This is a genomic window from Mycobacterium sp. DHQP2018-32-09, from assembly GCF_058148405.1.
In genome coordinates this window covers 1-10551 of the sequence record NZ_JBYVYK010000087.1, presented here as the reverse complement: position 1 = coordinate 10551, position 10551 = coordinate 1, and the positions used below count along the sequence as shown (strand labels likewise).

At 71.9% G+C, this 10551-nt stretch carries 11 protein-coding genes; 10 read left to right on the top strand and 1 reads right to left on the bottom strand.

Going from position 1 to position 10551, the window contains the following annotated elements:
• The 3 genes from AC30CM_RS26265 to AC30CM_RS26255 form a co-directional block, all read left to right on the top strand.
• Positions 1 to 232: TilS substrate-binding domain-containing protein (locus AC30CM_RS26265; protein WP_490119849.1), on the top strand; the 232-nt coding region annotated here is incomplete at its 5' end.
• Positions 233 to 287: 55 nt separating this feature from the next.
• Positions 288 to 875: a hypoxanthine phosphoribosyltransferase gene (gene hpt, locus AC30CM_RS26260; protein ID WP_490119848.1), complete on the top strand. Its 588-nt coding sequence runs from the start codon at positions 288 to 290 to the stop codon at positions 873 to 875.
• A gap of 17 nt (positions 876 to 892) precedes the next feature.
• Complete coding sequence (locus tag AC30CM_RS26255; RefSeq protein ID WP_490119847.1) at positions 893 to 3166, top strand: molybdopterin-dependent oxidoreductase; 2274 nt, start codon at positions 893 to 895, stop codon at positions 3164 to 3166.
• A gap of 31 nt (positions 3167 to 3197) precedes the next feature.
• On the opposite strand, the gene AC30CM_RS26250 is transcribed toward AC30CM_RS26255, so the two are convergent.
• Entirely contained in the window at positions 3198 to 3923 is a 726-nt protein-coding gene (locus tag AC30CM_RS26250; protein WP_490119846.1) for an SIMPL domain-containing protein, read from the bottom strand.
• A gap of 226 nt (positions 3924 to 4149) precedes the next feature.
• Here AC30CM_RS26250 and ftsH point away from each other — a divergent pair, with 226 nt between their 5' ends.
• The 7 genes from ftsH to AC30CM_RS26215 all read left to right on the top strand — a co-directional run.
• Entirely contained in the window at positions 4150 to 6612 is a 2463-nt protein-coding gene (gene ftsH, locus AC30CM_RS26245; RefSeq protein ID WP_490119845.1) for an ATP-dependent zinc metalloprotease FtsH, read from the top strand.
• An 18-nt stretch (positions 6613 to 6630) separates the two neighbouring features.
• Complete coding sequence (folE, locus tag AC30CM_RS26240) at positions 6631 to 7242, top strand: GTP cyclohydrolase I FolE (protein WP_490119844.1); 612 nt, start codon at positions 6631 to 6633, stop codon at positions 7240 to 7242.
• Positions 7243 to 7280: 38 nt separating this feature from the next.
• On the top strand, positions 7281 to 8084 hold the full coding sequence (gene folP / locus AC30CM_RS26235; protein WP_490119850.1) for a dihydropteroate synthase: 804 nt from the start codon (positions 7281 to 7283) through the stop codon (positions 8082 to 8084).
• Positions 8077 to 8454: a dihydroneopterin aldolase gene (gene folB / locus AC30CM_RS26230; protein WP_490119843.1), complete on the top strand. Its 378-nt coding sequence runs from the start codon at positions 8077 to 8079 to the stop codon at positions 8452 to 8454. Before folP ends, folB begins: the two co-directional genes overlap by 8 nt.
• A 7-nt stretch (positions 8455 to 8461) precedes the next feature.
• On the top strand, positions 8462 to 8977 hold the full coding sequence (gene folK, locus AC30CM_RS26225) for a 2-amino-4-hydroxy-6-hydroxymethyldihydropteridine diphosphokinase (protein ID WP_490119842.1): 516 nt from the start codon (positions 8462 to 8464) through the stop codon (positions 8975 to 8977).
• Entirely contained in the window at positions 8977 to 9456 is a 480-nt protein-coding gene (locus AC30CM_RS26220) for a DUF3180 domain-containing protein (RefSeq protein WP_490119841.1), read from the top strand. Before folK ends, AC30CM_RS26220 begins: the two co-directional genes overlap by 1 nt.
• A 75-nt stretch (positions 9457 to 9531) precedes the next feature.
• A partial coding sequence (locus tag AC30CM_RS26215) for a DUF6779 domain-containing protein (protein ID WP_490119840.1) occupies positions 9532 to 10551 on the top strand: 1020 nt, incomplete at its 3' end.

The following is a 10551-nucleotide window of genomic DNA, read 5'->3' as shown; positions in this document are numbered from 1 at the left end:
CGCCGTCGGCGCCCTGCCCGCCGCGCTGCGGCGCCGCGTACTGCGCGGCTGGCTGCTGGCGGGCGGCGCCAACGACCTCGCCGACACGCACCTGCGCGCCGTCGACGCGCTGCTCACCGACTGGCGGGGCCAGGGGGGCGTGGCCGTCGCGTCTCCGCTGCGGGACGCGCGCCTGTTCGCCCGTCGCCGGGGCGGGCACCTGATCCTGGAGCGCGAACCGATCACCCGATGAGACGCGTATCGGGTTCGGCTTGGTCGCAGCGGCGCAGGCGTGGCACTGTAGTGCCGTGCCTGCGCGTCGAGCCGCCGACCTCTACGAGGGTGACATCAAGTCCGTGTTGCTCTCGGAGGAGCAAATCCAGGACCGCACCGCCGAACTCGGTCAACAGATCGCCGAGGCCTACGGCGCGTCCATCGGCCCCGACGGCCAGGACCTGTTGCTCGTCACCGTGCTCAAGGGTGCGGTCATGTTCGTCACCGACCTGTCGCGGGCCATCCCCCTGCCCACGCAGCTGGAGTTCATGGCCGTCAGCTCCTACGGGTCCTCCACGTCGTCGTCGGGCGTGGTGCGCATCCTCAAGGACCTCGACCGCGACATCAACGACCGCGACGTGTTGATCGTCGAGGACATCGTGGACTCCGGCCTGACGCTGACCTGGCTGATGCGCAACCTCGCCACGCGCCACCCCCGGTCACTGGGCGTCTGCACGCTGCTGCGCAAGCCCGACGCCGTGCGCACCGACGTCGACATCGACTACATCGGCTTCGACATCCCCAACGAGTTCGTCGTCGGCTACGGCCTCGATTACGCCGAACGCTATCGAGATCTGCCGTACATCGGCACACTCGAACCCAAGGTGTACGAAGGCCGCTAGCCGAAGCGAGGTACCGCGTGACCCGTTCCATCGAAGGCGTCGACGAGGCCGGGGCACCGAGCACGCCGACGACCGCGCTGCGCATCTGCCCCTTCTGCGAGGCCACCTGCGGGTTGACGCTCACCGTCGAGGACGGCGTCGTGACGTCGGCCCGCGGTGACGCCGACGACGTGTTCAGCGCCGGCTACGTCTGCCCGAAGGGCGCCAGCTTCTCCGAACTCGACTCCGACCCGGACCGCCTCACCGCACCCCTGGTGCGGCGCGACGGCGAGCTGGTCGAGACCTCGTGGGACGACGCCTTCGCGGTGGTCGCCGAGCGCCTCGGCGAGATCCTGCGCTCCGACGGCGGACGGGCCGTCGCGGTCTACGCGGGCAACCCCAACGCCCACACCATCGGCGGGGGTCTCTACGTGCCCCTGCTGCTCAAGGGGCTCGGCACCCGGCTGACGTTCTCGGCGAGCACGCTCGACCAGATGCCCAAGCACGTGGCGCTGGGCCTGATGTTCGGCAACCCGATGGCGTTCACGGTGCCCGACGTCGACCGCACCGACCACCTCGTCGTCATCGGCGCCAACCCGCTGGTGTCCAACGGCAGCCTCGCCACCGTCGCCGACTTCGGCGGCAAGCTGAAGGCGCTGCGCAAGCGCGGCGGCACGCTCGTGGTGATCGACCCCGCCCGCACCAGGACCGCGCGCCTGGCCGACCGGCACGTCGCCCCGCGGCCGGGCACCGACGCCGCGCTGCTGCTGGCCATCGTGCACACGCTGTTCGACGAAGACCTCGTCGCCCTCGGCGCGCTCGCCGACCACGTCACCGGCGTCGACCGGGTCGAGGCCCTGGCCGCCGACTTCGCGCCCGAGACCGTCGCCGCCTACTGCGACGTCGCCGCCACCGAGATCCGCACCATCGCCCGCGACCTCGCCGCCGCCCCCAGCGCGGCGGTCTACGGTCGGATGGGGACGTCCACGGTCGAGTTCGGCACCGTCGGCAGCTGGCTCGTCGACGTGGTCAACGTGCTGACCGGCAACCTCGACCGCCCCGGCGGTGCCATGTTCCCGCAGTCCCCGGTATCGGCCACGCCGCGACCGCCCAAGCCCGGCAAGGGGTTCCGCATCGGACGGTGGCACAGTCGCGTGTCGGGTCACCCCGAGGCGCTCTCGGAGCTGCCCGCCGCCGCGCTCGCCGAGGAACTCGACACCCCCGGCGACGGCCGCCCCCGTGCCCTGGTGACCATCGCCGGCAACCCGGTGCTGTCGGCGCCCGACGGTCGGCGGCTCGACCGCGCCCTGGACGGCGTCGACTTCATGCTCAGCGTGGACCCCTACCTCAACGAGACCACCCGCCACGCCGACGTCGTCCTGCCGCCCCCGCCGCCATCGCGCAGCGCCCACTTCGACATCGCGCTGAGCGCCACCCCGATCCGCAACAACGCCAGGTACTCCCCGCCCGCCGTCGACCCCGAACCGGGCCGCCCCGACGAACCCGAGATCCTGGCGCGGCTCGCGCTCGTCGTCTACGGGATGTCGCCCAGCGCCGACCCCATGCTCGTCGACGACCAGGTGATCGCGACGACGCTGGCGCGCGAGACCGCCGACCCGGAGTCGCCCGTCGCCGGCCGCGACGTCGCCGAGCTGACCGCCATGCTCGAGCCCGGTCGCGGATACGAGCGCAGGCTCGACATGATGCTGCGGCTCGGCCCCTACGGCGACTGGTTCGGCACCCGTCCCGATGGGCTGACCCTCGCCCGGCTCAAGGCCGCCCCGCACGGCGTGGACCTGGGCCCGCTGCGGCCACGGCTGCCCGAGATCCTCAAGACCCCCAGCGGTCTGGTCGAGCTGGCACCCGAATCCCTCGTCGCCGACGTCGCCCGGCTGGCCGCCGCGGTGCACCGGGCCGCCGACACGGCGGGCGGTTTCGTGCTCATCGGGCGGCGGCACCTGCGCTCCAACAACAGCTGGATGCACAACCTCACCACCCTGAGTGGCGGCACCAACCGGTGCACGCTGCAGATGCACCCCGACGATGCCGCCGACCTCGGCGTCACCGACGCCGCGCGCGTCAAGGGCCCGGGCGGGGAACTGGAGGCGCCCGTCGAACTCACCGACGGGATCCGGCGCGGCGTGGTGTCCCTACCGCACGGCTGGGGTCACGGCCTGCCCGGATCGCGGCTGCGGATCGCCGCCGAGGACCCCGGCGTCAACGTCAACCAGCTCAACGACGGGCTGACGCTCGACCCGCTGTCCGGTACCGCGGTGCTCAACGGGATCCCGGTGCAGATCTCGCCGGTCTGAGGATCTGCCTCGGCCGGTTCCCGCACCACGGTCAACCCAGTTCCCACACCACCGTCACCGAGAACCCGACGGTCTGCTGACCGGGTTGCAGCGGTACCGCCGCAGCCTCCATGGCGCCGGCGCCGTAGCGCGGCATCGGCTGCGGGGGCGGCGGGGTTGCGCCCGCCTCCGAGATCGAGATGACCTTGCCCAACCCGAGGCCCGCCAGGTCCGCGTACTGCGCAGCGCGGTCCTTGGCGTCCCCGAACGCGCGGGCGCGGGCATCCTTGACCAGCTGGGAGTCGTCCTCGATGGAGAAGCTCACCGAGTTGATGCGGGTGGCGTTGCCGCCGGTGGTCTGAATGGCGTTGATGGTCGGCGAGGCGGCGTCGACCTTGCGGACCTTCACCGCGATCGAGTTGTTGGCCTGGTAGCCGGTGATGGTGGAGTTGTCCCCGTACTGCGGGTTCAGCGTCACCTGGGTGGTGCTGACGTCCTCGCGGGCGACGCCCTGGGCGACCACGGCGTCGACCACGGCCGCCATCTTCTCGTTGGTCTGGTTCATCGCCGACGTCGCGTCGGGCGCCGTGACCTCGATCGCGGCATCGACCGTCACGGTGTCCGGCGTGCCCTGCACCTTGCCCTCGCCGACCACGGTGACCTGCCTCGGGACGGGACCGTCGGGGCCCGCGACCTGCCCCGCGGGATGCGAGTCGCAGGCGGCGAGCGTCACCGCGGCGAACCCCGCGAACAGGAGGGCGAACAGACGGGTCGGCATACCAGGCACCCTAGCGACCCCGGTGGCGTCCGGGCGGCGAACTCGGTGCCGGCACGGCGTGGCGGCACCGGGCACCGCCGGGAACCATGGTTCGTTGGTGTAGCGGTAGCCTGGAACGACTCACGATGCGAATCGGAAGGACCTGGCCGCAACATCCCACCCGCTGGGGTCCGCCCGACGGCCGACGACAAAAGATGGCTGAAGAAAAGATGGCTGAAAGCAGACGATGAATCGAAAGAACGTCATCCGCACCCTCACCGTGATCGCGGTGGTATTGCTGCTGGGCTGGGCCTTCTTCTACTTCAGTGACGACACCCGCGGCTACAAGCCCGTCGACACGTCGGTGGCGATCGCCCAGATCAACGGTGACAACGTCACCAGCGCGCAGATCGACGACCGCGAACAGCAGATCCGCCTGGACCTGAAGAACGGCAACGGCGACACCGAGGACAGCAACAAGATCATCGCGAAGTACCCCACCGGGTACGCCGTTCCGCTGTTCGACTCGCTGCAGGCCAAGAACGCCAAGGTCAACACGGTCGTCAACCAGGGCAGCGTCTTCGGTTCGCTGCTGATCTACCTGTTGCCGCTGCTGTTGCTCGTCGGCCTGTTCGTGATGTTCTCGCGCATGCAGGGTGGCGGCCGGATGGGCTTCGGCTTCGGCAAGTCCAAGGCCAAGCAGCTCTCCAAGGACATGCCCAAGACCACGTTCGCCGACGTCGCGGGCGTCGACGAGGCGGTCGAGGAACTGTACGAGATCAAGGACTTCCTGCAGAACCCCAGCCGCTACCAGGCCCTGGGCGCCAAGATCCCGCGCGGCGTGCTGCTCTACGGTCCGCCGGGCACCGGCAAGACGCTGCTGGCGCGGGCCGTGGCGGGCGAGGCCGAGGTGCCGTTCTTCACCATCTCGGGTTCGGACTTCGTCGAGATGTTCGTCGGCGTCGGCGCGTCCCGGGTGCGCGACATGTTCGAACAGGCCAAGCAGAACAGCCCCTGCATCATCTTCGTCGACGAGATCGACGCCGTCGGCAGGCAGCGCGGCGCGGGTCTCGGCGGCGGCCACGACGAACGCGAACAGACCCTCAACCAGCTGCTGGTCGAGATGGACGGGTTCGGCGACCGTCAGGGCGTCATCCTCATCGCGGCCACCAACCGGCCCGACATCCTCGACCCGGCGCTGCTGCGCCCGGGCCGCTTCGACCGCCAGATCCCGGTGTCCGCGCCCGATCTCGCCGGCCGCCGCGCCGTGCTCCGCGTGCACTCGCAGGGCAAGCCCATCGCGCCCGACGCCGACCTGGACGGCCTGGCCAAGCGCACCGTGGGCATGTCCGGCGCCGACCTGGCCAACGTCATCAACGAGTCGGCGCTGCTGACGGCGCGGGAGAACGGCACCATCATCACCGGCGCCGCGCTCGAGGAGGCCGTCGACCGCGTGGTCGGCGGGCCGCGCCGCAAGGGCCGCATCATCAGCGAGCACGAGAAGAAGATCACCGCCTACCACGAGGGGGGCCACACGCTGGCCGCCTGGGCGATGCCCGACATCGAGCCCATCTACAAGGTGACCATCCTCGCCCGCGGCCGCACCGGCGGCCACGCCGTCGCCGTGCCCGAGGACGACAAGGGCCTGATGACGCGTTCGGAGATGATCGCGCGGCTGGTGTTCGCCATGGGTGGCCGCGCGGCCGAGGAACTGGTGTTCCGCGAGCCCACCACCGGCGCCGTGTCCGACATCGAGCAGGCCACCAAGATCGCGCGCGCCATGGTCACCGAGTACGGCATGAGCAGCAGGCTGGGTGCCGTCCGCTACGGCACCGAGCACGGCGACCCGTTCCTGGGCCGGACCATGGGCACGCAGGCCGACTACAGCCACGAGGTGGCCCAGCTCATCGACGACGAGGTGCGCAAGCTCATCGAGGCCGCGCACACCGAGGCGTGGGAGATCCTCACCGAGTACCGCGACGTCCTGGACGTGCTGGCGGGCGAGTTGCTGGAGAAGGAGACGCTGCACCGCGCCGAGCTGGAGGCCATCTTCTCCACGGTGGAGAAGCGTCCCCGGCTGACGATGTTCGACGACTTCGGCGGCCGGGTGCCGTCGGACAAGCCGCCCATCAAGACCCCGGGCGAGCTGGCGATCGAGCGCGGCGAGGAGTGGCCCAAGCCGCAGCCCGAGCCGGCGTTCAAGGCCGCCATCGCCGCGGCGTCGCGCGCCGCCGAGGCGGCGGGCCGGGCCAACGGCTTCGGCACCAACGGTCACGGCCACGGCGCCAACGGCAACGGTTCTGGGAACGGCTCCGGGAACGGCTCGGGCAACGGCGCCCCCGGCTCCACCCAGCCCGACTACGGTGCCCCGGCGGGCTGGCATGCCCCCGGCTGGCCGCCGCGCCCCGGTCAGCCCTACCAGCCGCCCCAGCAGTACGGCGGCTACCCGCAGCAGCAACAGCAGGGGTACTGGTATCCGCCGCCCCCGCCGCAGCAGCAGTCCGGCTGGCCTGCACACCCCGGGGCGCAGCCTCCCTACACTCAGCCGTACCCGCAACCTGGCCACCAGGGCGGCCAGCCCTCCGGGCACCCGGGCGGCCAGCCCTCCGGGCACCAGGGCGGCCAGCCCTCCGGGCACCAGGGCGGCCAGCCGCCCGAGGAACGGGACGACGGCAACCGGTCCGACGACCGGCCCGCGCCCCCTGGCTGAGACGAAACGGAGCACCACATGACGCGGTCGGACGCCGATCCGTTGCTGCGCGACACCCTGCCCCAGTTCGACCAGGCGCGCGCCGAGGCGGCCGTGCGGGAACTGCTGCTCGCGGTGGGGGAGGACCCCACCCGGCACGGGCTGCTCGACACGCCCGCCCGGGTCGCCCGGGCCTACCGGGAGATGTTCGCCGGCCTGTACTCCGACCCCGACGACGTGCTGAACACGACGTTCGACGAGCAGCACGACGAGTTGGTGATGGTGCGCGACATCCCGATGTACTCGACGTGCGAACACCACCTGGTGTCGTTCCACGGGGTGGCGCACGTGGGCTACATCCCAGGGCGCGACGGCCGCGTCACCGGCCTGTCGAAGCTGGCCCGCGTGGTCGACCTCTACGCCAAGCGCCCGCAGGTGCAGGAACGGCTGACCAGCCAGGTCGCCGACGCCCTGATGCGCAAACTGGATCCGCGCGGAGCGATCGTGGTGATCGAGGCCGAGCATCTCTGCATGGCCATGAGGGGCATCCGCAAGCCGGGGGCCCGAACCACCACGTCGGCGGTGCGCGGGGTGTTCAAGACCAACAACGCATCCCGGGCCGAGGCGCTGGAACTCATCCTGCGCAAGTGAATCAGCAGCGCGCCACCTCGCCAGCCGCCCCGGTCGTGATGGGGGTCGTGAACGTCACCGCGGATTCCTTCTCCGACGGAGGCCAGTTCCTCGACGGTGACACCGCGGTCCGGCACGCCCTGCGACTGGTCGCCGACGGGGCCGGGATCATCGACGTCGGCGGGGAGTCGACGCGGCCCGGTGCGGTGCGCGTCGACCCGACCGTCGAGCGCGACCGGGTGATACCCGTGGTCGCAGCGCTGGCCGCACGCGGGATCACCGTCAGCATCGACACCATGCACGCCGACGTGGCCCGGGCCGCGCTCGACCACGGAGCCGCCATCGTCAACGACGTGTCCGGCGGCCGGGCCGATCCACGGATGGCGCCGCTGCTGGCCGAGGCGGGCGTGCCGTGGATCCTGATGCACTGGCGCTCGGTGGACGCCGAACGGCCGCACCTCGTCCCGGACTACGACGACGTGGTGGCCGACGTCCGCGCCGAGTTGCTCGCCGGCGTCGACGCCGCCGTCGCCGCGGGAGTCGACCCGACCAACGTGGTCATCGATCCGGGGCTGGGGTTCGCGAAGTCGGCGGCGCACAACTGGGCCCTGCTGCGCGCGCTGCCCACGCTGGTCGCCGAGGGCATCCCGGTGCTCGTCGGGGCGTCGCGCAAACGCTTCTTGGGAGCGCTGCTGGCCGACGCCGACGGGGAACTGCGGCCCCCCGACGGCCGGGAGACCGCCACCGCGGTGATCTCGGCGCTGTCGGTGCGCGCGGGAGCGTGGGGCGTGCGCGTGCACGACGTGCGGGCGACGGTAGACGCGTTGGCCGTGTTACGAGCCTGGGAGGGTGCCGGTGACTGATCGAATCGAGCTGCGCGGCTTGACCGTTCGCGGCAACCACGGCGTGTTCGACCACGAACGCGTCGACGGCCAGGACTTCGTGGTGGACCTGACGGTGTGGGTTGACCTGGCCGCGGCGGCCGCCTCCGACGACCTGTCGGACACGCTGGACTACGGCGCGCTGGCCCAGCGCGCGGCGGCCGTGATCTCCGGTCCGCCGCGCAATCTCATCGAGACGGTGGCCGCCGAGATCGCCGAGGACGTCATGACCGACGGGCGGGTGCACGCCGTCGAGGTCGTCGTGCACAAGCCGCACGCGCCGATCCCGTTGACGTTCAACGACGTTGCCGTGGTGGCGCGCCGGTCGCGGCGCGGCGGCCGAGCCGGGTGAGTCGGCCGTGAGCACGGTGGTGCTGTCGATCGGCTCGAACCTCGGCGACCGGCTGGCCCAGCTGCGGTCCGTCGTCGACGGCCTGGGCGCCTCGGTGCGCGCGGTGTCGCCGGTCTTCGAGACCGACGCGTGGGGCGGCGTGGAACAGGACCCTTTCCTCAACGCCGTCGTCGTCGCCGACGATCCGGACCTCGACTGCCGCGGCTGGCTCGCCAGGGCCCAGGACTTCGAGCGGGGTGCCCAGCGGGTGCGCGAGGTGCGATGGGGCCCACGCACTCTGGACGTGGATCTGGTGACGTGCCACGACGGCGGCGGCGAGGTGCGCGACACCTCCGAGGAGCTGACGCTGCCGCACCCCCGGGCGCACCTGCGGGCGTTCGTCCTGGTGCCGTGGCTCGCCGTCGACCCCGATGCGCGGCTGACCGTGGCGGGGACGCCGACGCCGGTCGCCCGGCTGCTGGCAGACCTCGACGAGACCGAGACCGCCGGCGTCCGCCGCACCACGTTCGCGCTGAGCCCCTGATGGGCCCCACCCGCAAGCGTGATCTGGCCGCCGCCACGGCGGTGGCGGCCGTCGTCGGTTACGTGCTCGTGCTCGCGCTGTATCGCTGGTTCCCGCCGCTGACGGTGTGGACCGGGCTCTCGCTGCTGGCGGTCGCGGCTGCCGAGGCGGGTTGGGGGCGACACGTCCGCACCAAGATCGATGCCGGCGAGATCGGCATCGGCACAGGACGTTTGGACCCACTGGCGGTAGCCCGCTCGGTGATGGTCGCCAAGGCGTCGGCGTGGGTGGGCGCGGTCGTGGCCGGATGGTGGCTCGCGGTGCTCGCATACCTGCTGCCCCGCCGCGGGGAACTGCGGGTGGCGGCGCAGGACACCCGCGGTGCCGTCGTCGCCGCGCTGAGCGCGCTGGCCCTGGTCGCGGCCGCCCTCTGGCTGCAGCACTGCTGCACGTCACCGCAGGAACCGCCCGACGATCCCGACGCGGTAACGGACCCGTAACGCCAAAGCCCTTGGTGCGCCGAATCGCCGTGGTGGTCGGCCCGCCAGGCGAGTCTTCGACGGTACAGTCGGCGCATGACCGATCCGATCCGTGGTGCGCGCCAGCGGCGCATCAACCGCGGGCCCGGGTGGGTGCTGCTCACCGCACTGTTGGTACTCGCCATCGTCGCGAGTTCGGTACTGGTGTTCAGCAATCGGGTGGAACTGCTCAAGCTGGCCGTCATCGTCGCGCTGTGGGCCGCCGTCGTCGCCGCGTTCGTCTCCTTCATCTACCGCAGGCAGGCCGACGCCGACGCGGCCCGCGCCCGCGATCTCAAGCTGGTCTACGACTTGCAGCTGGACCGGGAGATCTCCGCGCGCCGGGAGTACGAACTGGGGCTCGAGGCGCACCTGCGCCGCGAGATCGGCTCGGAGATCCGCTCCGAGACCGCCGACGAGGTCGCCAGCCTGCGCGCCGAACTGGCCGCGCTGCGGGCCCACCTCGAGATCATCTTCGACACCGACCTCGAACAGCGGCCCGCCTTGGAGACCGAACGCACCACCGTGCACCGCTTCCCCGACTGGGATCGCGTCGAGGCGCGGCCCGGACCGGCCGAGGCGATCCCCACACCGGGTCGCGTCGTGTCGAGTCGGGTCGACGCCGCCGACGTGGTCGAGGACGAGGTGCCGTCGGCCGACACCGCCGAGAGCCCCATCATCGACGTGCCGGTGGAGCCGCACCCGCCCGAGCCGGAGCCGGCGGAGCGGTGGTGGACCTCGGTCGAGGCGGGCGGCTCGCACCGTCGGCCGGGCCCCACCCCCCAGGCGGCTCCTGCCGCCGCGTTCGGTTGGCAGCCGCCACCATTCCACCCACCCCAGCAGCCGCCGGCCCCCCAGCCACCCGTGCCGCCACCCCCGGTCACCCCCGCCGCTCCGCCCTCACCCTGGCAGGCGCCGGAACGGCCGGGCAGGCACACCGCCGGCGGCGAGGGCTGGCAGCCCGCACCCGCCGAGGGCGAGTTCATCCCCGCGGGTGCTCCCGGGAGCAACTGGGTGTCCAAGCCCGTCGACACCCCCAAGCCCGTCGACACCCCCAAGCCCGCCGCCACCCCCAAG